This window comes from Actinocrispum sp. NPDC049592 (assembly GCF_040675465.1).
In the GTDB taxonomy this organism is placed as follows: domain Bacteria; phylum Actinomycetota; class Actinomycetes; order Mycobacteriales; family Pseudonocardiaceae; genus Kibdelosporangium.
The window spans coordinates 80,556-102,645 of sequence record NZ_JBFAPA010000017.1; the positions used below are offsets into that span (position 1 = coordinate 80,556).

At 69.1% G+C, this 22,090-nt stretch carries 23 protein-coding genes; 9 read left to right on the plus strand and 14 right to left on the minus strand.

The window, feature by feature from the left end; all coding sequences use genetic code 11:
* Positions 1–14: 14 nt before the first annotated feature.
* Both AB0J95_RS35280 and guaB read right to left on the minus strand, forming a co-directional pair.
* Positions 15–1,148: a GuaB3 family IMP dehydrogenase-related protein gene (locus AB0J95_RS35280; RefSeq protein ID WP_364767998.1), complete on the minus strand. Its 1,134-nt coding sequence runs from the start codon at positions 1,146–1,148 to the stop codon at positions 15–17.
* Positions 1,149–1,182: 34 nt separating this feature from the next.
* The gene (guaB, locus tag AB0J95_RS35285) at positions 1,183–2,694 is read right to left on the minus strand and encodes an IMP dehydrogenase (protein ID WP_364768001.1); all 1,512 of its coding nucleotides are present in this window, start codon (positions 2,692–2,694) and stop codon (positions 1,183–1,185) included.
* A 120-nt stretch (positions 2,695–2,814) separates the two neighbouring features.
* Here guaB and AB0J95_RS35290 point away from each other — a divergent pair, with 120 nt between their 5' ends.
* Positions 2,815–3,201, plus strand: a complete 387-nt coding sequence (locus tag AB0J95_RS35290; RefSeq protein ID WP_364768004.1) for a DUF5319 domain-containing protein — start codon at positions 2,815–2,817, stop codon at positions 3,199–3,201.
* A 518-nt stretch (positions 3,202–3,719) separates the two neighbouring features.
* Here AB0J95_RS35290 and AB0J95_RS35295 read toward each other — a convergent pair.
* The 5 genes from AB0J95_RS35295 to AB0J95_RS35315 all read right to left on the minus strand — a co-directional run bounded on the left by AB0J95_RS35295 (position 3,720) and on the right by AB0J95_RS35315 (position 8,148).
* Entirely contained in the window at positions 3,720–4,724 is a 1,005-nt protein-coding gene (locus AB0J95_RS35295; RefSeq protein ID WP_364768007.1) for an anti-sigma-D factor RsdA, read from the minus strand.
* 93 nt (positions 4,725–4,817) lie between these two features.
* Positions 4,818–5,390 carry a sigma-70 family RNA polymerase sigma factor gene (locus AB0J95_RS35300; protein WP_364768009.1) on the minus strand — a complete coding sequence of 191 codons (573 nt, stop codon included), beginning with the start codon at positions 5,388–5,390 and terminating at the stop codon, positions 4,818–4,820.
* Between the two features lie 244 nt (positions 5,391–5,634).
* Entirely contained in the window at positions 5,635–6,231 is a 597-nt protein-coding gene (locus AB0J95_RS35305; RefSeq protein WP_018682728.1) for a response regulator transcription factor, read from the minus strand.
* Positions 6,228–7,208, minus strand: coding sequence for a hypothetical protein (locus tag AB0J95_RS35310; protein ID WP_364768012.1), 981 nt, complete (start codon positions 7,206–7,208; stop codon positions 6,228–6,230). The genes AB0J95_RS35305 and AB0J95_RS35310 overlap by 4 nt, the downstream gene beginning before the upstream one ends.
* The gene (locus AB0J95_RS35315; RefSeq protein ID WP_364768014.1) at positions 7,201–8,148 is read right to left on the minus strand and encodes a MerR family transcriptional regulator; all 948 of its coding nucleotides are present in this window, start codon (positions 8,146–8,148) and stop codon (positions 7,201–7,203) included. The genes AB0J95_RS35310 and AB0J95_RS35315 overlap by 8 nt, the downstream gene beginning before the upstream one ends.
* 220 nt (positions 8,149–8,368) lie before the next feature.
* Here AB0J95_RS35315 and AB0J95_RS35320 point away from each other — a divergent pair, with 220 nt between their 5' ends.
* Positions 8,369–8,674, plus strand: coding sequence for a WhiB family transcriptional regulator (locus tag AB0J95_RS35320; protein WP_364768017.1), 306 nt, complete (start codon positions 8,369–8,371; stop codon positions 8,672–8,674).
* Positions 8,675–9,021: 347 nt separating this feature from the next.
* On the opposite strand, the gene groL is transcribed toward AB0J95_RS35320, so the two are convergent.
* Together groL and groES are read right to left on the minus strand one after the other, a co-directional pair.
* Positions 9,022–10,644 (minus strand): chaperonin GroEL, encoded by a 1,623-nt coding sequence (groL, locus tag AB0J95_RS35325; protein ID WP_364768020.1) that lies wholly within the window; start codon positions 10,642–10,644, stop codon positions 9,022–9,024.
* 73 nt (positions 10,645–10,717) lie between these two features.
* Positions 10,718–11,011 carry a co-chaperone GroES gene (groES, locus tag AB0J95_RS35330; protein WP_125728378.1) on the minus strand — a complete coding sequence of 98 codons (294 nt, stop codon included), beginning with the start codon at positions 11,009–11,011 and terminating at the stop codon, positions 10,718–10,720.
* A gap of 263 nt (positions 11,012–11,274) precedes the next feature.
* On the opposite strand from groES, the gene AB0J95_RS35335 reads away from it, so the two are divergent.
* The 3 genes from AB0J95_RS35335 (at position 11,275) to AB0J95_RS35345 (ending at position 14,503) form a co-directional block, all read left to right on the plus strand.
* Positions 11,275–11,910 carry a hypothetical protein gene (locus AB0J95_RS35335; RefSeq protein ID WP_364768023.1) on the plus strand — a complete coding sequence of 212 codons (636 nt, stop codon included), beginning with the start codon at positions 11,275–11,277 and terminating at the stop codon, positions 11,908–11,910.
* A 94-nt stretch (positions 11,911–12,004) separates the two neighbouring features.
* On the plus strand, positions 12,005–12,448 hold the full coding sequence (locus tag AB0J95_RS35340) for a hypothetical protein (protein ID WP_364768026.1): 444 nt from the start codon (positions 12,005–12,007) through the stop codon (positions 12,446–12,448).
* A 126-nt stretch (positions 12,449–12,574) separates the two neighbouring features.
* Positions 12,575–14,503, plus strand: a complete 1,929-nt coding sequence (locus AB0J95_RS35345) for an N-acetylmuramoyl-L-alanine amidase (protein WP_364768581.1) — start codon at positions 12,575–12,577, stop codon at positions 14,501–14,503.
* 3 nt (positions 14,504–14,506) lie between these two features.
* On the opposite strand, the gene tsaD is transcribed toward AB0J95_RS35345, so the two are convergent.
* The 3 genes from tsaD to tsaB are packed head-to-tail and all read right to left on the minus strand — an operon-like array spanning position 14,507 to position 16,652.
* Complete coding sequence (gene tsaD, locus AB0J95_RS35350) at positions 14,507–15,556, minus strand: tRNA (adenosine(37)-N6)-threonylcarbamoyltransferase complex transferase subunit TsaD (RefSeq protein ID WP_364768029.1); 1,050 nt, start codon at positions 15,554–15,556, stop codon at positions 14,507–14,509.
* On the minus strand, positions 15,553–16,014 hold the full coding sequence (rimI, locus tag AB0J95_RS35355) for a ribosomal protein S18-alanine N-acetyltransferase (protein ID WP_364768032.1): 462 nt from the start codon (positions 16,012–16,014) through the stop codon (positions 15,553–15,555). Before rimI ends, tsaD begins: the two co-directional genes overlap by 4 nt.
* Entirely contained in the window at positions 16,011–16,652 is a 642-nt protein-coding gene (gene tsaB / locus AB0J95_RS35360; protein ID WP_364768035.1) for a tRNA (adenosine(37)-N6)-threonylcarbamoyltransferase complex dimerization subunit type 1 TsaB, read from the minus strand. The genes rimI and tsaB overlap by 4 nt, the downstream gene beginning before the upstream one ends.
* A gap of 65 nt (positions 16,653–16,717) precedes the next feature.
* Here tsaB and AB0J95_RS35365 point away from each other — a divergent pair, with 65 nt between their 5' ends.
* Both AB0J95_RS35365 and trxA read left to right on the plus strand, forming a co-directional pair.
* On the plus strand, positions 16,718–17,095 hold the full coding sequence (locus tag AB0J95_RS35365) for a MerR family transcriptional regulator (protein ID WP_364768584.1): 378 nt from the start codon (positions 16,718–16,720) through the stop codon (positions 17,093–17,095).
* Positions 17,083–17,418, plus strand: coding sequence for a thioredoxin (gene trxA, locus AB0J95_RS35370; protein ID WP_364768038.1), 336 nt, complete (start codon positions 17,083–17,085; stop codon positions 17,416–17,418). Before AB0J95_RS35365 ends, trxA begins: the two co-directional genes overlap by 13 nt.
* A 171-nt stretch (positions 17,419–17,589) precedes the next feature.
* Here the strand turns inward: trxA and AB0J95_RS35375 are convergent, their stop codons facing one another.
* Positions 17,590–18,156: a TetR/AcrR family transcriptional regulator gene (locus AB0J95_RS35375; RefSeq protein WP_364768041.1), complete on the minus strand. Its 567-nt coding sequence runs from the start codon at positions 18,154–18,156 to the stop codon at positions 17,590–17,592.
* A 116-nt stretch (positions 18,157–18,272) separates the two neighbouring features.
* Between AB0J95_RS35375 and AB0J95_RS35380 the strand changes: the two genes are divergently transcribed.
* Together AB0J95_RS35380 and AB0J95_RS35385 are read left to right on the plus strand one after the other, a co-directional pair.
* Positions 18,273–19,202 (plus strand): SDR family NAD(P)-dependent oxidoreductase, encoded by a 930-nt coding sequence (locus AB0J95_RS35380; RefSeq protein ID WP_364768044.1) that lies wholly within the window; start codon positions 18,273–18,275, stop codon positions 19,200–19,202.
* 46 nt (positions 19,203–19,248) lie between these two features.
* Positions 19,249–20,649, plus strand: a complete 1,401-nt coding sequence (locus tag AB0J95_RS35385; RefSeq protein ID WP_364768047.1) for an acyl-CoA synthetase — start codon at positions 19,249–19,251, stop codon at positions 20,647–20,649.
* On the opposite strand, the gene AB0J95_RS35390 is transcribed toward AB0J95_RS35385, so the two are convergent.
* Positions 20,646–22,013: a DHA2 family efflux MFS transporter permease subunit gene (locus AB0J95_RS35390; RefSeq protein ID WP_364768050.1), complete on the minus strand. Its 1,368-nt coding sequence runs from the start codon at positions 22,011–22,013 to the stop codon at positions 20,646–20,648. The two genes, AB0J95_RS35385 and AB0J95_RS35390, sit on opposite strands and share 4 nt — an antisense overlap.
* Positions 22,014–22,090 lie beyond the last annotated feature (77 nt).

Here is a 22,090-nt window from a genome sequence, read left to right on the forward strand (position 1 = left end):
CCAGTCTCACGGCACTACCCGCGAATGGTGAGGCCGACCTTCTGGAACTCCTTGAGGTCGGAGTAGCCGGTCTTGGCCATCGCCCGGCGGAGCGCGCCGAACAGGTTCAGCGTTCCGTCGGCATCAGTGGACGGGCCGAACAGCAGCGTCCGCAGGTCCACCTCGTTGTCGGCGGCCGGGACGACGCGGCTGCGCGGAAGGGAGGGGTGTGCGGCGGCTGCCGTCCAGTAAAGGCCCTGGCCAGGGGCTTCGGTGGCGCTGGCGAGCGGGGCGCCGAGCATGACCGCGTCCGCGCCGCAGGCGATGGCCTTGGCGATCTCGCCGCTGGTGTCGATCCCGCCGTCGGCGAGCACGTGCACGTACCGGCCACCGGTCTCGTCGAGGTAGTCCCGGCGGGCGGCGGCAGCGTCGATGATGGCGGTCGCCATCGGGACGCCGATCCCCAGCACGCTGTCCGTGCTGGTCACGCCGCTGCTGTAGCCATAGCCGACGATCACGCCCGCGGCGCCGGTCCGCATGAGGTGCATCGCGGTGCGGTAGTCGTGCACGCCGCCCGCCACGACGGGAATGTCGAGGCCCTCGATGAAGCTCTTGAGGTTCAACGGTTCCCCGTCGCGGGCCACGTGCTCGGCGGACACGATGGTGCCCTGCACGATCAGGATCTCCACGCCCGCGGCGATCAGGTCCGGGGTCAGCTCGGCCGCGCGCTGCGGCGAGACCCGGACCGCCACGGTCACGCCCGAGTCGCGGACCTCCTTGATCGCGTTGGCGATCAGGTCGGCCTGGATCGGCGCCGCGTGCAGGTCCTGCAGGACCTTGGTGACCGCGCTGGTCTCGGACGCCTCCTCGGCGGCCTCGATCAGCCGGAACAGCGCCTCCTCGACGTTGGCGTGCCGCGCCCACAGGCCCTCGGCGTTCAGCACGCCGAGACCGCCGAGCTCGCCGATCGCGATGGCCGAACGCGGCGACACCACCGCGTCGGTCGGGTGGGTCACCAGCGGGATGTCGAACCGGTAGGCGTCCAGCTGCCAGGCCGTGGAGACGTCCTTGGACGACCGGGTCCGCCGGGACGGCACGATCTCGATGTCACCGAGCTCGTAGGCACGCCGGGCGGTCCGGCCCATGCCGATCTCGACAAGGTCCCGCACTGTGAGTTGTCCTTCCCCGATGACCCGAGAAACTTCAGCGGGTCGTGTAGTTCGGCGCTTCGACGGTCATGGTGATGTCGTGCGGGTGGCTTTCCTTCAGGCCGGCCGCGGTGATCCGGACCAGCTGGGCGTCCTGCAGCTCGACGATGCTGCGCGAACCGGTGTAGCCCATGCCCGAACGCAGGCCGCCGACCAGCTGGTGCACCACGTTGGACAGCGGGCCGCGGAACGGGATGCGGCCCTCGATGCCCTCCGGCACCAGCTTGTCCTCGGCGAGCACGTCGTCCTGGAAGTAGCGGTCCTTGGAGTAGGACTTGCCCTCGCCGCGCGACTGCATCGCGGCCAGCGAGCCCATGCCCCGGTAGGTCTTGTACTGCTTGCCGTTGTGCAGGATCAGCTCGCCAGGAGACTCGGCGGTGCCCGCGAGCAGGCTGCCCAGCATGACCGAGCTGGCGCCGGCCGCGATGGCCTTGGCGATGTCACCCGAGTACTGGATGCCGCCGTCGCCGATCACCGGGACGCCCGCCGGCCCGCAGGCCAGGTTCGCCTCGTAGATCGCGCTGATCTGCGGCACGCCCACCCCCGCGACCACCCGCGTGGTGCAGATCGAGCCGGGACCGACGCCCACCTTCACGCCGTCCGCACCCGCCTCGACCAGGGCCTGGGCACCCGCCCGGGTGGCGACGTTGCCGCCGACCACGTCCACGACGTCGCCGAGTTCCTTCTTCAGCCGGGAGACCATCTCGACCACGTTGCGCTGGTGGCCGTGCGCGGTGTCCACCATCAGCACGTCCACACCCGCGTCCACCAGCGCCATCGCCCGCTTGTGCGCGTCGTCGCCGACCCCGATCGCGGCCGCGCACAGCAGCCTGCCGTCCGGGTCCTTGGTGGCCATCGGGTACTGCTCGGTCTTGACGAAGTCCTTGACCGTGATCAGGCCGCGCAGCTTGCCCGCGCCGTCCACGATCGGCAGCTTCTCCACCTTGTGCCGGCGCAGCAGGCCGAGCGCGGCCTCCGCCGACACCCCCACCTGGGCGGTGACCAACGGGCCCTTGGTCATCACCTCGGCGACCTTCTTGGTGTGGTCCAGCTCGAAGCGCATGTCGCGGTTGGTGATGATCCCGACGAGCTTGCCCGTGGCGTCGGTCACCGGCAGGCCGGAGATCCGGTAGCGCGCGCACATCGCGTCGACCTCGGCCAGCGTGTCCTCGGGCGAACAGGTGACCGGGTCGGTGACCATCCCGGCCTCCGACCGTTTCACCGTCTCGACCTGGCCGGCCTGCACGTCGATCGGGAGGTTGCGCTGCAGCACCCCGATACCACCCTGACGGGCCATGGCGATCGCCATCCGCGCCTCGGTGACGGTGTCCATGGCCGCGGAGGCCAGCGGGACGCGCAGGGTGATGTTCCTCGAGAGCCGGGTGCTCGTGTCCACTTCGCTGGGGACGACATCCGACTCCGCCGGTAGCAGCAGGACATCGTCGAAGGTCAGGCCGAGCATCGCGAACTTGCTCGGTACCTCGGGGGAGGTGAGCTCGCTGGTCATGGTGGGTGGCGGGCCTTCCTACGCCTGACGTGCGCCTCGCCCGACTGTTTTCCCAGGCGAGGCCGTTGACACCATGGTATCTGGACAGTGTCCGGGGCCCGTTCGGTACCGTGCGAGACCGTGCCGCACGACTCATTGCCCCCAGACCCCTTCGCGGGCGACCCGGACGACCCCGCCCGGGCCATCGCCGACCCCGAGGACGAGATCGGCCCGCCCATGGCCGAGGAGGAGCGGGCGGAACTCCTCACCGACCTCACCGACCTGGCCGTGTACCAGGCGCTGCTCGAACCACGCGGGATCAAAGGCGTGGTGGTCGACTGCGCGGAGTGCCAGGAACCGCACTACCACGACTGGGCACTGCTCCGCGCCAGCCTCGAGCAGCTGCTGAACGACGGCCGGATGCGGCCCCACGAGCCCGCGTTCGACCCGGATCCCGGCGCGTATGTCAGCTGGGAGTACTGCCGTGGGTTCGCCGACGGTGTGACCGCGACCGAGAGCGCCCGCTAGGCCTGGTTGGCGCTGTGGGGCGGCCGGTGGTCTCTTCGGGGACCCCGGGGTGCGGCGTGTTCACGGTGCCTGGAATCTGGGGTTCTGGGCGGCTCGGCTGGGGCATGTGACTCTTCTGCGGCCTGCGCCTGGCTGGGCTTGCGGTCTTGTCTGGGGGTGGGCCGCTGCCGGGCTGGGGGCGGTTCGATCTGCCTGGCCTTGGTGGTGGCTTCGTGGCTCGCGAATCTGGATGCTGACCAGGTCGGCTTCGGGATGCCGGACGCGGCCTCGTGGATCTGGATCCTGGGCACGTGATGTGGGGTCGCGAATCTGGACCGGTGCTGGGGTCAGCCAGTCAGAATCCAGCTCGCGACTGGAGTTGAGCCGCCGAAGCGACCCCCCTATCCACAAGCTATCCACAGGCCTTGTCCACAGGCCTGGAATGTCGCCCCCATCGTTGAGCCTGAATGCAATCCCGGCGAACGCAAAGGCGCCGCCCCGGGTGGGGGCGGCGCCCTGGGAGAGAAACCGGGTGGGTGTCAGGTGCCGGAGGGGGTTTGGTCGCCTTGGCCGACGTTGTTGCTGGACACGCCGTTGGGGCTCGGGCTGTCGCTGCGGCCGGGGCCGCCGCCGACTGGGGGCGGGGGTTCCTCGGTCGCGGAGTTCGGCCCGGTGGGTTGGCTGGAGGGTGGCGTGGCGCTCGAGGTCGGCGGCTGCGACGGGGTGTCGCTGGGCTTCACTGAGGTGGGTGGCGTCGGCGTGGTCAGCACGGAGCTCGGCGGCGCCGGGGTGGTCTCGGACCGCTGGGTGGCCGGCGGGACCGTCGGCGTGAACGGGGCGGTGCTGGTGAGCTGCTCGAGCAGGGACTCGTGCTTGGCCTTGAGGTCGTCCTTGCCGTCCTCGCTGGACACGGCGGACAACGCCGAGCCGGCGGCCCGCAGGGCGTCCTTGGCCTCGTCGATCTTGCCTTGCTGCAGGGCGGTCTGCGCGTCGTTCAAGTCTGTGCGCACGGACTGGGCGGCTTCGACCGACCGTGCGTGATCCGCGTAGAGGACCTTGCTCAAACCCCAGAGCGCGTCGCCCGGCTGGGCGTCCCGCGCAAGCATGCCTACCCCTGCGAACCCGATGGCGACGACGGCGGCCGCGACCGCGATGGGCACCAGCAGCCTGGGTCTACGGCGGCGCGCGGACTTGGCCGCGGTCACCGTGGCGACGGCTGTGTGGGTGTCCACGATCTCGGGGACGGGAACGCTGTCGACGTCCTGGCGCCAGGCGACCAGCAGCGCGTTGAGCTGTTCGTCGTCGAAGTCCACACCGCGCTGATCCACACCGCGCTGGTCCGGCCCCGGGCCGTCCACGCCCGGCTCCTCGGCCGCCCTGAACTGGGCCGCGAGCGCGTCGAGCAGGGCGTCGTCGGACCTGATCTGGGCCAGGTCCTCCGGCTCGCCGTTCTCGAGCTCCTCGTCGCTCAGATCGTCAAGGTCGAGGGCCGAAAAGTATTCATTTTCTGCGGAAACGTGGGTATCGTCACGTTCCGTGGACATAGCGCCCGAGGTGATCGGGTGAGGTTCACCCGATCGGCCGGTCTGCGGCGACTCGGGTGACTCTCTGCCGTCACTTTCGTGCCGGTCGGCCATTCAGACCACCTCCTCCGCTGACAGAGTCTTGCGTAGCCGTGCGAGGGCACGGTGCTGCGCGACCCGGACCGCCCCCGGAGTGGAACCGACCGCCTCGGCGGTCTCCTCCGCGGACAGGCCCACGACCACACGTAGCACCACGATCTCGCGTTGCTTGTCGGGCAGGACGTCCAACAGTTGCTTCATGCGCCTGGTCAGCTCGCCCTGCATTGCTCGTTGTTCCGGACCCGCGTCGGTCTCCGGTTCGTCAGGAACGTCCGCCACCGGCTCCGCGCGGTTGCGAGCGGCCGCCCGGTGAGCGTCCGCCACCTTGTGCGCGGCGATGCCGTACACGAAGGCCAGGAATGGTCGTCCCTGGTCGCGGTAGCTGGGCAAAGCCGTGAGCACCGCGAGGCACACCTCCTGGGCGACGTCGTCCGCCGAAGCGAAGGAACGTTCCTGCCTACCGACCCGTGCGCGGCAGTACCGCACCACGAGGGGACGAATGGACTCCAATACACGACCGACCGCGCGAGGATCTCCCTCGACGGCAGCGCTCACTGAAGCGTCCAGTCCGTCCCCCAAATTCGTCATCGCAGACAACAGCCTTGGCGTTACTCGTAGGCATCCGACAGTGACGGCCCCCGTGCGCGGAGTATTCCCCGTCACGGTGACAGCTTCTCCACCGTACCGGTCACCCCCAAGCGGACTAACCGCCGGATGGGGATTCGTGGTCGGATCCGACCAAGAGTGACCAATACAACATCTCGAACATGCGTAACGGCCCGAAGGTAGCACCCCCGGGCCGTGACACGTCCTATTTGGTCCCGCGCCGGTGTCAGGAGACCAGGCCGCGGCGGAACCCGTGCGCCACCGCCTGGGCCCGGTCGCGCACGCCGAGCTTGCGGAACAGGCGCCTGGCGTGGGTCTTCACGGTGTCCTCGGACAGGTACAGCTCACGGCCGATCTGGCCGTTGCTCTTGCCCTGGCTCATCCCGCGCAGCACCTGCAGCTCGCGGTCGGTGAGCTGGACGCCCGGGTCCGACGGCTGCCGCGGCGCCGGCACCGAGGTGCTGGCCAGCGTGTGCGCCAGGGCGGCGACCAGTTCGGGCCGGGACGCGTCCCAGCGGAGATAGCCGCGCGCACCACCGGCGATCGCCGCTGCGATGCTTCCCGCGTCGTCCGGGGCACCGAAGACGATGACATTTGCCTGGGGGTTGGCCGAGACGAGCCGCCGGGTGGCCTCCACCCCAGTCGGCACGGCGCGCTGGGTACCAACCAGTACGACGTCCACCGGCTGGCGGGAGAAGCGGGCGAGCAACTCGTCACCGTGCGCTACGCAGTCGATGCGACTGACCCCGGGCACCGCAGACATGACGCGGGTGAGACCTTCCCGCACGCTGCGGCGGTCGTCGCAGATCAAGACCGTCGTCACGGGGACTCCTTCCTGCAGCCGAGTGACGTTCCACCTCCCCTATCGGACGCTTGCGGCCCGACCTTGACACGATCTGGTGGTAATTCTGTGAACGAGTTCGCCCGGATGCCTGCCTGGGCGGCCTCGAGGGGCACCACCAGCGTGTTCGGCACCCAAGGGGAGGACGCGGCCAGGCGTCGCGCGATCGGGTCGCTTCGTCGTAACACACAGTGCAACGCTCCGGCCGCCCGGCGGCGGTGGCCGTCAGCCCCTAGGGGGTCCAGATCAGCCAGTAGGAGTGAGCAAGGCCACACCAGGGGCAACAAACCGAACTCGATGGCCCGATCCACCACCCCTTCGGCGAGGTCCCGGGCCCGTTCACGTTCCGTGACCCCGCCGCATGCCGCGAGTGTCGCCGAGAGGACCATTTCGGACTTGGCGACATGCCGGGCCGCTTCCGCCGCCCGAGCCCGCCGGAGTGCGGCTTCGGCGTGCGGCAACGCCGCGTCCGGGTGACCACTGGCCAGTTCGACCTCGGCGCGTACCCATCGCAGCCGGACCTGTCCGCGCCAGCCGACATCGCCCAAGGCATCCGCAGCCGATATGAGCCGTCGTGCCGCCGTCAAACGGCCTACACCCAACGCGTCCGCTGCGAGCCCCAGCAATGCATCCGAACGGGCCCCCAGGAGATCCACACCGTCCCGGTCGCCGTCGGTGGCGGCCGCCGGGAGCCTGGCGAGGGCCGCCGCGTCCAGGCGCCGCGCAGCGTCGTGTCCGCCGACCTGGCGCCGGTGGGACCCGAGGGTGCTCGCGGCGAGTGAGGCCAGTACCGGATCGGGGTCGGTCAGCAACGCTGTGAGCAACGCCGACGCGGCCGCGTACCTGCCTTGACCGCCGAGGACGACAGCTGTCAACCACTGGTCCTTAGCAGTGCCCGTTGCGGTGACGTGAATGTCGGGCCGGTCGCCGAAGGCTGCCCGGCGGAGCTCTTCAGTCACCGACCACCACCGCTTCGAGGCGGTCGACCGCGTCCTTGAGCGCGTCGAGGCGTTCGACCTGACTCGGCAGCCGGGCACTGGCCCAGCCGGGGCCGCATCCGAACATCCGTACGCGCTGACGAGTCCGCGGCACTTGGTTGAATACCGTCGGGTCACCACAGCGCGGTAGCTGTGCCCACACGACGACGGCCGCTGGGGCTGTGCGTCTAACGGCGGCTGCCAGGGCGTCTGCGGGCAACGCGGCGCCGAGCATCTGGGTTCCGACCTCCCGGCGTGCCAGTGCGGCGCGCAGTACGTACAGCGGCAAGCTGTGTCTTTCCTCCGGCGCGCACGACAGTAGTACCGGCCGTGGGTTGCGTGTGGGCCCCAGCAGCGGCGTCGCCCCGATCATCGCCGCGAGCACACACTCGTGGAGCAGGTGCTCGACTTCGACCGACTCCCCGGAGTGCGCCCAGCGCCCGGCGACTGCGGTGAGCACAGGGCGGATCACCCGATCCCAGGACGCGATCACCCCATCGGTGCGTATCGCGTCGATGAGCAGCTGCTGGACCGCGGCGGTGTCCATCGCCAGCGCGGCACGGCCCAGACCTTTGGCCAGGGCGGCGCCTCCGGGCGTCTCCGCCAGGGGTGTCGCGGGTGGCTCCTCCTCGCGGACCTGGCCGTGGGCCTTGAGCGCGTACTCGGCGGCTTCCGCGGGTGAGGCGCCACGGACCAGGGCTTTCTGCATCAGTTCGAGGCGGGCTACGTCGTCCGGGCCGTAGCGCCGGTGCCGTCCGGTCTTGTGCCCGCGGGGGCCGAGCCCGTACCTGCGGTCCCAGGTCCGCAGGGTCGACGGCGCGATGCCGAGCCGGCGGGCGACCGCGGCCACCGGCAAGGACGGCTCCGGCACATCCCCCGTAGGGGGTATGCCGTCCAGCGTGGAATCCGGCCCCGTCGCCACCCGCCCATCGTCAGGTCGCACCGGGATACCGGCAACCGGGGAGCAGCAACCACTACATACAGCCAGCAAGTCGATCACCCAGTGCTCTGTGTAGTGGACCGGTTACTGGATTGGGTGATCTCTAGGTGATCACCCTTGAACAAGTATTGACGCGGTTCTACTGTCGCCATCGTTGGACCGAATGGAGTACTGACGTCCTCGAACGAGGAGGCAGGCCACGATGGCAGACACGCGCAGGCTTCCCGGCCCCAATGCGGACGTGTGGGACTGGCAGCTGGAAGGTACCTGTCGCGGCATGGACAGCGCCTTCTTCTTCCACCCCGACGGTGAGCGGGGTCCGGCACGCAGCAGGCGGGAGGCGCGGGCGAAGGCGATCTGCCACGCCTGTCCGGTGCTGGAGATGTGCCGGAAACACGCGCTGGCCGTGCACGAACCGTACGGGATCTGGGGCGGCCTCTCGGAGTCCGAACGCGACAACATCATCAAATCCCGCAAACGCACCCTCGTCGTCACCACCAGCGCCTGACCCCAGCCCGCGCCGAGGCTGCCCACCCATCAGCCTCGGCGGGGCGACGCTTGCCGAGCAATACGCCACGCAGGGGTGCCGATTGAGCGAGGGCATCCGGGGTACGGCGGCCCAGCGAGGCAACAAGAATCAGATTGTGTTCGCGGGACGCACCATCAGAGCGCTGCCGGGCACGGAAGCTCCCTCAGGGCAATGGAAGAAGCGCTCCCAGCGCAGCGCAGGCTGCCGCCCATCAGCGCGAAGCAAGCACGAAGTCCTTGCGCGCCAGCGCAAAACCGGGTCTTCGCGTCCTCTCCACAAGAAAAGGCCCCGGCACACAGCCGGGGCCCCTTCCCGCAGAACGAAACTCAGTGACCGTGCCCATGCCCGTGACCGTGACCGGCCGCGGCAGGAGCCTCTTCCTTCTTCTCCACCACGGAGCTCTCCGTGGTGAGGACCATCCGCGCGATGGAGGCCGCGTTGGCGACCGCCGACCGGGTCACCTTCACGGGGTCGACCACACCGTCGTCGATGAGGCTGCCGTAGGTGAGCTTGGCGGCGTTGAAGCCCTGGCCCCAGTCGAGCTCGCGGACCTTGTGCACGACGACGGCGCCCTCGAGGCCGGCGTTGCTGGCGATCCAGTGCAGCGGGGCGGAGAGGGCCTCGCGGACGATGGCCACGCCGGTGGCCTCGTCGCCGGTCAGGCCGAGGTTGCCCTCGAGCTCCTTGGCGGCGTGCACGATGGCGGTGCCGCCACCGGGGACGATGCCCTCCTCGACCGCTGCCTTGGTGGCGGCGACGGCGTCCTCGATGCGGTGCTTGCGCTCGGCCAGCTCGGTCTCGGTGGCCGCACCCACGCGGATCACCGCGACGCCGCCGGACAGCTTGGCCAGCCGCTCCTGCAGCTTCTCCCGGTCCCAGTCGGAGTCGGAGGCCTCGATCTCCTTGCGCAGCTGCTCGGCGCGCGCGGTGACCTCGGACTTCTCACCCCCGCCGTCGACCAGGGTGGTCTCGTCCTTGGTGACCACGATCCGCCGGGCGGAACCCAGCTGGTCCAGGGTGGTCTCGGACAGCTTGGCGCCGATCTCGCTGGAGATCACCGCACCGCCGGTGACGATGGCCAGGTCGTCCAGGAACGCCTTGCGGCGGTCACCGAAGAACGGCGCCTTGACCGCGACGGCCTTGATCGTCTTGCGCACGGAGTTGACCACCAGGGTGGACAGCGCCTCGCCCTCGACGTCCTCGGCCACGATCAGCAGGGACTTGCCCGCCTGCACGACCTTCTCCAGCACCGGCAGCAGGTCCGCCAGCGCGGAGATCTTCTCGCGGTACAGCAGGATGTACGCGTCCTCGAGGACGGCCTCCTGCGCCTCCGGGTTGGTGGCGAAGTGCGCGGAGATGTAGCCCTTGTCGAACTGCACACCCTCGGTGATCACGAGCTCGGTGGCCATCGTGGAGGACTCCTCCACGGTGATCACGCCGTCCTCGCCGACCTTCTCGATCGCCTCGCCGAGCAGGGCGCCGATCGAGGCGTCCCGGGAGGTGACGGTGCCGACCTGGGCGATGTTGTCCCGGCCCTTGATCGGGGTGGCCTTGGCCTTGAGGGCCTCGACGACCTTGTCCACCGCGGCCTGGATGCCCCGGCCGATGGCGGTCGGGTTCGCACCCGCGGCCACGTTGCGCAGGCCGACCCGCACCAGGGCCTGGGCCAGCACGGTCGCGGTGGTGGTGCCGTCACCCGCGACGTCGTTGGTCTTGGTCGCGACGCTCTTGGCGAGCTGCGCGCCGAGGTTCTCGTAGGCGTCGTCGAGCTCGATCTCGCGAGCGACGGTGACGCCGTCGAGCGTGACGGTCGGGCCGCCGAACTTCTTGGCGAGCACGACGTGCCGGCCGCGCGGGCCAAGGGTGACCTTGACCGCGTCGGCGAGCTTGTTCACCCCACGCTCGAGTGCCCGACGAGCGTCCTCGTCGAAGCTGATCTGCTTGGGCATTTACTACCTCTCTGTATGACAAACACCCCGGGCCCCGGTAAAGGGGCGCCGGGGCGTCTGGCGTTAGAAGGCGTCAGTTGATGACGGCCAGCACGTCGCGGGCCGAGAGGATCAAGTACTCCTCGCCGTTGTACTTGACCTCGGTGCCGCCGTACTTGGAGTAGATGACGACGTCGCCGACGCTCACGTCCAGCGGGACGCGGTTGCCGTTGTCGTCGATGCGGCCCGGGCCCACAGCCAGAACCTTGCCCTCCTGGGGCTTCTCCTTGGCCGTGTCCGGGATGACGAGACCGGAAGCCGTCGTGGCTTCAGCCTCGCTGGCCTGGACAACGATCTTGTCCTCGAGCGGCTTGATGTTCACGCTCACCGGTGTGACCTCCACGGGTCGTCGAAAGCGTTGGCAGGTACCTACAGCGGCTCCTGCCACCCCGCCGTCGCGGGTGCCGGGGCGGTGTTGGTGCCGTGCAACTAGCACTCTACCCAGTCGAGTGCCAGCCGTTCAATCGCCCCCTCGGGACCTGTGGACGACGGGGGTTACCCATCCAGGTGACGGGCATTTCCGAAATCCTGCGGAACCGATCCGCCGTGGTTAGTCTCCAACCGAAACAGAGATCCAGCTGGGGGCTTTCAATGAGCTATCCGCCACAGTACGGACAACCGCAGCAGGGTGGTTACCCACAGGGTTATCCACAGCAGCAGGGTTATCCACAGCAGGGCTATCCGCAGCAACCTGGCGGGTACCCGCCACCGGGTTATCCGCCGCAGGGGCCCAAGAAGAACACCGGCCTGATCGTGGCCCTGGCCGGCCTGGCCACGGCCGCCATCATCGCGCTGGTCCTGGTCATCGTCCTGCAGCCGGACGACAAGACCACGCCCGCCGCCGACGGCAAGCCCACCGGCGGCATCCCGGAGGCCACCCTCCCGCCGCCCAACGCGCCGAAGACCAAGTCGAGCGGCAGCGGCAGCAGCGGCAGCAGCAGTGGTGGCAGCGCCGAGACGCGTGCGCTGGCCGAGAAGGCGGTCGAAGTGATCAACTCGCGGTCCACCAGCGAGATCGGCGACTACACGTGCGACTCGAACGCCACCAGGGAGCTCACCAGCGCGATGAACACGCTGCCGTCGAGTGCCAAGGCCACACTGTCCGGGGTCAACGAGTCGGGCACGTACGCACAGGGCATCATCAAGATCAACATGGGCAGCCAGACCCAGACCGTGAGCCTGGAGATGTCCAAGAAGTCGTCGAAATGGTGCATAGCGGGCCTCTAGCCGCAGGTTCACCCGCGGCTCACCTCAAGGAAAGTAGAGGTCATTCCCAACGAGAAGGGTGATCGGCCAGTGAACCCCTGACCAGGAGGTTGCTGTGCCGATCCGCAGGCCGACTCCCACCACTCCCTCTCGACGGACGATCCTCCCAGGCGGCGTGGCGGCCGCCGGGCTGACCGCGCTCGACGGCGCGCCCGCCTCGGCCGCCCCCGGCAAGCTCACCGACCCGTCCGCGCTCGGTGTGGCGTCCGGTGACCCGTACCCCCGACAGTGTGATCCTGTGGACCCGGCTCGCCCAGGACCCCTTCGCCGGAACGGGCTCGGCGGCATGCCCGGCCGTCCCATCCCGGTGCAGTGGGAGATCGCCACCGACGAACGGTTCCGGCACGTGGTCCGCCGCGGCGAGGATCGCGCAGGCCTAGGCACTGTCCGCAACGGCGTCGTGCTGACGGGGGACGTACACCGGCACTGGGCCGCGGAGATCAAGACCGCGGCAAGTTTCGTAGTGGAAGATCGCAAACCGGCTCTCAATCCGGTGTAAGTCCTACACATACTAGCCCGATTGGCTGCAAGTTATTGACCTGTGGGACGCCGCGGCGTAAAGCTGTCGTGTCCCACAGCCTTCATTTCTGGGGAGCTCTCCATGGGCCCTGCCCGCATCACGGCCATGGTTGCCGCAGCCTGTCTGGCCTGCGGCGTTACCACGGCAGCAGCAGCCGCCGAACCCACCAACCAGTTACGCCAACAAGCCTTCACGGCGGCCGCCAAAGAGTTCGGTGTGCCGACGAGTGTCCTGCTCGGCGTGTCGTATTTGGAGTCCCGCTGGGACACCAACGCGGGGACTCCGAGCACGAGCGCCGGCTATGGCCCGATGCACCTGACCGACGTGCGGACCGCGAACTCGGGCGGCTCGCACCACGACCAGGGCAAGGAGGACCCTCGCGGCGACGAGGCCCGGCAGATCCTGTTGCCCAAGGCAGGCGCACCGGTCCAGCCCGTCCCGCAACTGCAGACGGTCGACGCCGCTGCCGCCCTGACGGGCGTGGACAAGGCCGTGCTGCGGTCGGACGCCACCCAGAACATCCGCGGCGGCGCCGCGCTGCTCGCCAAGTACCAGCGGGACCTGGGCGTGACCAGCGCCAACCCGGCCGACTGGTACGGCGCGGTGGCCAAGTACGGCAGCGCGGCGGACACCAAGACCGCGGCGGCCTTCGCCGACGAGGTGTTCAAGACCATCTCGTCCGGCGCCGACCGGGTCACCGACGACGGCCAGCACATCAAGCTCGCCGCCACCGCGGTCAAGCCGAACACCGCGCAGCTGGGCAAACTCGGCCTGCGCGCGGCCAACGCGGACGGCACGGAGTGCCCGGCCGACCTGGGCTGTGAGTGGATTCCCGCGCCCTACCAGCAGTTGCCGAACAACGACTACGGCAACCACGACCTGAGCAACCGGCCGGACAACCAGCAGATCAACTACATCATCATCCACGACACCGAGGGCTACTGGGACGGCGTGCTCAAGCTGGTCCAGGACCCGACGTACGTGAGCTGGAACTACTCGCTGCGCTCCAGCGACGGGCACGTCGCCCAGCACGTCCTGGCCAAGGACGTGGCCTGGCACGCCGGGAACTGGTACGTCAACGCGAAGTCGATCGGCCTGGAGCACGAAGGCTTTGCGGCGCAAGGAACCTGGTACACCGAGGCGATGTACCGGTCGTCCGCGAAGCTGGTCCGCTACCTGGCGGCCAAGTACCGGATCCCGTTGGACCGAGCGCACATCCTGGGCCACGACAACGTTCCCGGCACGATCCCGAGCACGGTCCAGGGCATGCACTGGGACCCGGGTCCCTACTGGGACTGGGCGCACTACTTCGACCTGCTGGGCGCGCCTTTCTTCGGCCTGCCCGGGTACAACACCGGTCTGGTGACGATCAAGCCCGACTTCGCGTCGAACCAGCCCGCGTTCACCGGCTGCTCACAGGCCGGCCAGCCGTGCCCGCTGCGGGGTTCGTCGTCGGTCATCCTGCACACCGAGCCGCGCGCGGATGCCCCGCTGCTCAAGGACATCGGCCTGCACCCGGACGGATCCGCCACCACCATGGGGGTTTCCGACCACGGCAGCCGGGTGGAGAGCGGCCAGCGGTACGCCGTCGCGGGTGTGATGGGCGACTGGACCGCGATCTGGTACCTGGGCCAGAAGGGCTGGTTCTACAACCCGCGCAACCACCCGACCGCGCTGGGCACGCTGGGTCTGGTCGTCACGCCCAAGCGTGGCAAGGACACCGTGCCGGTCTACGGGCGGGCGTACCCGGAGGCGTCCGCGTACCCGGCGGGCATCCCGGCGCAGGCCGTGACCCCGTTGCAGTACACGTTCTCCGCCGGGGAGAAGTACTCGCTCGGCGAAAAGCTGACCTCGGAGTACTACTACGCCGTCACGTTCGACCAGGCCACGCACGCGGTGGTGCGCGGCCAGACGCAGTACTACCAGATCCAGTTCGGTCACCGGGTCATGTTCGTCAACGCCGATGACGTGGACGTGCAGCCCGCGTTCGTGCCGTACGGCACGGGGACGCTCGGTGATGGGCGCCACTGGTAGCAGCTAGACGTAGATGGTGTCCACCGGGAGGCCGGGGTCGGTCGGCAGGTCCAAACTGGACGGACGGACCCCGGCGGCCACCAGGTGGGCGCCCAGCGCGGCGATCATCGCGCCGTTGTCCGTGCACAGCCGCGGCCTCGGCACGCGCAGCTCGATCCCGGCCTCCGCACAGCGGTCCGCGGCCAGGGCCTTGATCCGGGAGTTGGCCGCGACCCCGCCGGAGATCACCATCGTGCCGATCCCCAGCTCGGTCGCGGCCCGCACCGCCTTGGCGGTCAACACATCCGCCACCGCCTCCTGGAAGGACGCGCAGACGTCCTCCACCGGCACCGGTTCGCCGTCACGCTCGCGGGCCTCGACCCAGCGCGCGACCGCGGTCTTCAGGCCGGAGAAGGAGAAGTCGAACTTCGCGTCCCGGGGACCGGTGAGGCCACGCGGGAACGCGATCGCCTTCGGGTCGCCTTGTTGCGCCGCCTTGTCGATGGGCGGGCCGCCCGGGTAGGGCAGGCCGATGATCCGGGCGACCTTGTCGTAGGCCTCGCCCGCGGCGTCGTCGATGGTCGAGCCGATCTCGGTGATCTTCCCGGCCAGGTCGTCCACCCGCAGCAGCTGCGTGTGACCGCCGGAAACCAGCAGTGCCAACGTTTCCGACGGCAACGGCCCGTGCTGCAGGGTGTCCGCGGCGACGTGTCCCGCGAGGTGGTTCACGCCGTACAGCGGCACATCCAGCGCGGCCGCATACGCTTTCGCCGCCGACACACCGACAAGCAGCGCGCCCGCGAGGCCCGGCCCGCAGGTGACCGCGATGGCATCCACATTGGACAGGCTCAGCCTGGCCGCGTCGAGGGCGCGGTCCATGGTCGGGATCATCGCCTCGAGGTGCGCCCGGCTGGCCACTTCCGGGACCACGCCGCCGAACCGCACGTGCTGCTCCACACTGGACGCGACCTCGTCGGCGAGCAGCTCGATCGCGCCGTCGCCGCCGAGCCGGACGATGCCGACCCCGGTCTCGTCGCAGGAGCTCTCGATACCGAGAATGATCTTGTCAGTCACTCCGGCCTCCTCGGCCTGGCCATGGTGTACGCGTCGGCGCCGGACGGCTGGTAGTACCGCCGCCGCAGGCCGATCTGGGTGAAGCCGTGTTTCTCGTACAGGGTGATCGCGGGCACGTTGTCGGTGCGGACTTCCAGGAACACCGGGGCCCGCACCTCGTCGGCGCGTTCGAGCAGTGCCTCCAGCAACGCCTTGCCGATCCCCTGGCCCTGGAAGCGCGGGTCCACACCGATCGTGTGCACCTCTGCCTCGACCGCGCCGACCGGCCCGAGCAGGGACAACCCCGCGTAGCCGATGAGTTCGCCGTCCACGTACGCGCCCAGGTAGTAGTTGCCCGCGGCCAGTTCGGAGCTGAACGCCTGCTCGCTCCACGGGTCCTCGTCCGGGAAGAGCACCCGCTCCAGCTCGGCGCACCGAGCCAGTTCCTCGCCGCGCAACAGGTCCAAATGGACAGTCACGCCCGGCTCACTCGCTTGCGGGCACCGGGTTCCACCGCGTCCGGGCGGCGCAGGTACAACGGGGTCAGCGGTGGCGGGGTCTCCTCGCCCAGCAGCATCGGGCTCGCGGCGCGCACCAACCCGGCCGGAGTCGGGTAACGCGGTTCCTCCACCGGCCGGTCCAGCAGGTCCGCGCCGACGATCATGTCGACATCCCCCGGCACCTCGGTCGGCTTGTCGACATTGGGCCCATCCACCCGGTGCCCGTTCTCGTAGCGCGCCCAGTAGACCTCTTTGCGGCGCGCGTCGGTGAGGACGACCAACCGGTGCGCCACCACATCGGCGGCGATCGCGTCCAACGTGCACACCGGGTAGACCTGCTTGCCCAACGCCTGCCCCAGCGCGGCCGCGGTCACCATCCCCGCGCGCAGACCGGTGAACGGCCCCGGCCCGGCGCCGACCACGATCGCGTCCAGGTCGGCGAACCCGACCTTCGCCTCCGCCAGCGCCTCCTGGGTGTGCGGCGTGAGCAGCTCCCCATGCGCCCGCGCGTCGATCGTCACCCTCCCGGCCAGCGTTTCCACGGCGCCATGGGGCGCCAGTTCGACGACCCCCGCGGTGACCGCCGGCGTCGCAGTGTCCAGGGCGAGTACAAGCACGAGCCAAGCCTACGAGGTCCGTTCCTGGACTTGACGTCGGTGTCAAGACCTACGGTGAGGACATGATGCGGATCGGAGAGCTCGCCCAGCTGGCCGGCACGAGCACACGGTCACTGCGGTACTACGAAGCACAAGGTCTGCTGCCTGCCAGACGTGCGCCCAACGGCCACCGCGAGTACGACGAGTCGGACCTCAGGCTGGTCCAGGAGATCAGGAGCCTGCTGGAGATCGGCTTCGCCCTGGAGGAGACCCGCCCGTTCGTGGAATGCCTGCGAGCGGGCAACAGAGCCGGAGACGTCTGCCCCGCATCAATAGAGGTCTACCGAAGGAAACTTGCGGAGCTCGACAAGGGGATAACCCGCCTCAACGAAATAAGAAGCCGCCTCGCCGCCCAACTGGCAGCAGTACAAGAAAGGCCGCACCCCCACCAATGCGAACACTGACGGACACCACATTCCGGACCCACCTGAACGAAGCGGAAAAGCCGGTCCTCGTCGACTTCTGGGCCACCTGGTGCCCACCCTGCCGGATGATAGAGCCGGTGCTGAGGGAAATCGAGGAGGAGCACAAGGACATCCTCGAGGTAGTGAAGGTCGACGTCGACGCCAGCCCGGTCACCGCGGCCGAGGAAAAGGTCATGGGCATGCCCACCCTCAGCCTCTACCAAGACGGAAAACTGGTCTACCAAATCGTCGGAGCCCGCCCCAAACAAGCCCTCCTCCGCGAACTGGCCCCCTACCTCCCCCAACTCACAGCAACCCACTGACCGCCGCCGCACCTGATTGCTCGAACCTCGAGCGCAAAGCAACATCCGGCGCTTTTGCGCGCGAGCGCACCGGATCTTCCTGTCCTGTCCCGCCGGTGTGGCCTGCCCGGTGGGACAGGACACGGTCCCCCTCTGGGAGGCGCTGCAGCGCGGCGAGCGCAACAAACGCCCCTAACGGCCAGCGCGAAACCTCAACCCATCCATCAACAAATCCAGCAACCGCCCAGCCTGCGCGGGATCCCCGGAAGCGGAAGTCAACGAAACCCCACTAGCACTGACCACAACATCCCAAGCCGGAACATCCCCCCGCACAGTGCCCTGAGCGACAGCCGCCTCAAGCAAAGTCGACATAGCCTGCGACAACCGCGCCCTGGAATGCTCAAAAGGATTCCCGCCGGAGGCGATCACGGCCTTCAGCGCATCCCCCATCCCATGCTTGGTGGCCATGTAGTCCACAAAAGCGGAAAGCCAAGACCGCAAAGCCTCATCAGCAGGCTTGACCCGCAACAACTCCGGCGCCGCATCACATAGCTTCGTCAACTCATTCCGGTACGCAGCCTCAATAAGAGCCTCCCGCGTCGGAAAGTGCCGGTAGAGAGTCCCGATCCCCACCCCCGCGTCCTTGGCGATCGACTCCAGCGTGACATCGGCGCTCGCCGTGAACGCACGGACAGCAGCCTCCACCAGACGGTCGCGGTTGCGCTGGGCGTCGGCGCGCAACGGCTTCGGTGCCGACACGGAGTCCTCCCTTGTGGTGCAGCTCACTTGCCTACCGGAGGTTCCTCCGCTTACAGTCGGAGACATAGCGGAGGTTCCTCCGCTTCTATGGTACCGGCTGCAGGGAAGTAAGAGACATGACTGTCACCACCCCCTTCGACAAGGACTCGACAGCCGCTGAGGTCCTCCAGGGTGTCGATCTCTCCGGCAAGCGCGCGGTGGTCACCGGTGGCGCTTCGGGGATCGGGATCGAGACCGCCCGGGCGCTGGCGGGGGCGGGCGCCGACGTCACGCTCGCGGTCCGCGACCTGGACGCGGGCAAGCTGACCGCTGAGGACATCGTCGGCACGACGGGCAACCACCAGGTCCACGTGGCCTGGCTCGACCTCGCCGACCAGGCGTCGGTCCGAGCGTTCGTGCGCACCTGGGACGGACCGCTGCACATGCTGGTCAACAACGCCGGGGTGATGGCGATGCCGCTGGCCCGCACGCCCGAGGGCTGGGAGATGCAGTTCGCCACCAACCACTTCGGCCACTTCACCCTCACCACCGGCCTGCACGACGCCCTCGCCGCGGCCAATGGCGCGCGGATCGTGTCGGTGAGCTCGTCCGGGCACCTGCGCTCGCCGATCGTGTTCGACGACATCCACTTCACCAACCGCGAGTACGAGCCCTGGTCGGCCTACGGCCAGTCGAAGACCGCGAACGTCCTGCTCGCCGTCGAGGCGACCCGGCGCTGGGCCGGCGACGGGATCACAGCGAACGCGGTGATGCCGGGCGGGATCAGGACCAACCTGCAGCGGCACGTGTCGATGGAGCAGATCGAGGCGATTCGCCGGCAGATGGGCTCCGCCGTGACCGAGTGGAAGACCCCGGAGCAGGGCGCGGCCACGTCCGTGCTGCTCGCGGCCTCACCGCTGCTGGACGGCGTGAGCGGCAAGTACTTCGAGGACTGCAACGAGGCCCAGCCCAACCAGCCCGGTACCCGCACCGGCGTCGCCGCCTACGCGCTGGACCCCGAGGCCGCCGAGCGGCTCTGGCAGATTTCAGTGGAAACCCTGGTGTGAGGTCGTTCATGACGCGCTGAACCTGCCGAACCCCAACAATGGGGTCGTGTTCAGCGAGCTGACCCCCGGCAACGACCGCCCCGCCCTGCGTTTCGGCGCCACCGCGTTGACCTACGGCGAACTCGCCGGGGTCGCGGGTGGCGTCGCCGCCCGGATCCGCGACAAGGCCCGGGTGGCGGTGTGGGCGACGCCCAGCATCGAGACCGCGGTGGCCGTCACCGGGGCGCTGCTTGCTGGTGTGCCCGTGATCCCGATCAACCCCAAAGTGGGCACCAGGGAACTGGAGCACATCCTGTCGGACAGCCGGCCGGACGTGATCATGGCCGGTCCCGGCACCGCCACCCCGCCGGGCGTCGAACGCCTCGAGGTGAAGCTCGGTATGCACGATGTATACAACGTGCACACCGGTGGTGAACACCCTGCATTCATCGTGTACACATCCGGTACAACGGGACCACCAAAGGGAGTCGTCCTGCCGCACCGGGCCATCGAGTCCAATTTGGACGCTCTGGCCGAGGCGTGGGAGTGGACCCGGGACGACGTGCTCGTGCACGCGCTGCCGCTGTTCCACGTGCACGGGTTGATCCTCGGGATCGTGGGACCGTTGCGGCGCGGCGGTTGCGTGCGGCACCTGGGGAAGTTCGACAGCGCGGCGATCGCGGCCGAGCTGACCTCGGGCGCCACGATGGTGTTCGGCGTTCCCACGATGTACCACCGGCTCGCGGCCGATGTGGAGCGGGATCCCGCGCTGGCCAAGGCTTTCGGGCAGGCCCGGCTGCTGGTGTCCGGCTCGGCGGCGTTGCCCGCGAGCGACCACGAACGGATCGAACGCGCCACCGGCCAGCGGATCGTCGAGCGCTACGGGATGTCCGAGACATTGATGAACTGCAGCGTCCGGGCCGCGGGCGAGCGCCGTCCCGGCGCGGTCGGCCCGCCGGTGGACGGGGTGGACGTGCGGATCGTCGACGAGCAGGGCGCGCCGGTGGCCCAGGGTGAGGTCGGCGAGATCGAGGTCCGCGGCCCGAACCTGTTCCTGGAGTACCTCAACCGCCCGGACGCCACCACCGAGGCGTTCCGGGACGGCTGGTTCCGCACCGGTGACGTGGCCACCGCCGACCCGGACGGCTATGTCCGGATCGTCGGCCGCCGCGCCACCGACCTGATCAAGAGCGGCGGCTACAAGATCGGCGCGGGCGAGATCGAGAACGTCCTGCTGGAGCACCCCGACGTGGCCGAGGCCGCGGTCACCGGCGAGCCGGACGAGGACCTCGGCGAGCGGATCGTGGCCTGGATCGTCCCCGCCGAGGGCCGCACCCCCGCCGAACAGGACCTGATCGACCACGTCGCCCGCCTGCTCACCCCGCACAAACGCCCCCGGATCGTCCGCTTCCTGGATGCCTTGCCCCGCAACGACATGGGCAAGGTGACCAAGCGCGCCCTGGGTTAGACCTCCGCCGGGACGGCCTTCCCGGACTCCGCAACGGTCCTGCGGGACCGGATGAGCAGAACCGACAGCAGCGCCACGACGATCCCGCTCACCCCGGCGACCACAAAGGAGTCCTCCAGCCCGGACGTGAACTCCTTGCCGCCACGGACAACCGTGCCCAGCACGGCGACGCCGAGCGCGAAACCCAGCTGGCGGAACGTGTTCAGCGCACCCGAGGCCATGCCCGCGCGGTTCTGCGGGACCGTGGCCATCATCGAACCCGGCAGCGCCTGACCGATCACGCCGACGCCGAGACCGGCGACCGCGAGCCCGGGCAGGACGGCGACCCAGCTGGAACCGGTGTGCAGCAACAAGGCGCCGACGCCGATGCCGAGCAGGCCGAACCCGATGGTGAACCGGGCCGGGATCGAGTGCAGGTGCCGGCCGACGGTGCTGGACACCAGGAACGACGCCACGCTCATCGGCAGCAGGGCGAGACCCGCGGCGAGCGGCTTCATGCCCAGGCCGTTCTGCAGCCAGATCGACAGGAACGGCGAGTACGCGAACGCGGAGAACGACATGAACACCGCGGCGAGCAAGGTGACGGTGAACGCGGGATTGGCGAACAGCTTGAGGTCCAGCATCGCGTGGTCGCTGCGCAGTTCCACCACCACGAACACGATCAGCGCCACCGCGCCGCCGATCAGCCAGGCGAGGGTGCCCGCCGCGGTCCAGCCATCCTCACCGGCGAGGATCAGGCCGTACGTGATCGCGCCCGCGCCGACGGTGAAGCTCACCACGCCAGGCACGTCGACGCCGAGCGCGTGCGGGTTGCTGGACTCCGGGATGGCGCGGGCGGTCAGCCAGACCGCGATCGCGCTGATCGGCAGGTTCACCAGGAAGATCGCCCGCCAGTCCAGGTACTCGGTGAGCACGCCGCCGAGCACTGGCCCGGCCGACGCGGCCACCCCGATCGTGGCGCCCCAGATGCCGAGCGCGATCCCGCGCTCCTTGCCGTGGTAGGTCACGTTGATCAGCGCCATCGTGGTCGCCAGCATCGCCGCGCCGCCGATGCCCTGCACGACCCGGGCGATGATCAGCACCTCGGGTCCGGGTGCGATGCCGCAGACCAGCGAGGCGACGGCGAAGACGAGCAACCCGCCCAGGTAGACCTTCCGGCGTCCGATGTGGTCGGCCAACGAGCCCGCCCCCAGGACCAACGCGGACAACGCCAGCGCGTACGCGTCCAGCACCCACTGCAAGCCCGTGAACGACGCCTGCAGGTCGCTCGCCATGTCCGGCAGCGCGACCGTCACGATCGTGACGTCCACAAGCAACATGAACGCACCAACACACACCGCTACCAGCGGTGCCCACTTACCCATGACTCTCACCCCGCAGACTCTGATCGATCAACGGGCGCGATTGCCACAGAGTCGGCCCGGGTGCAAGTTCTCGACAT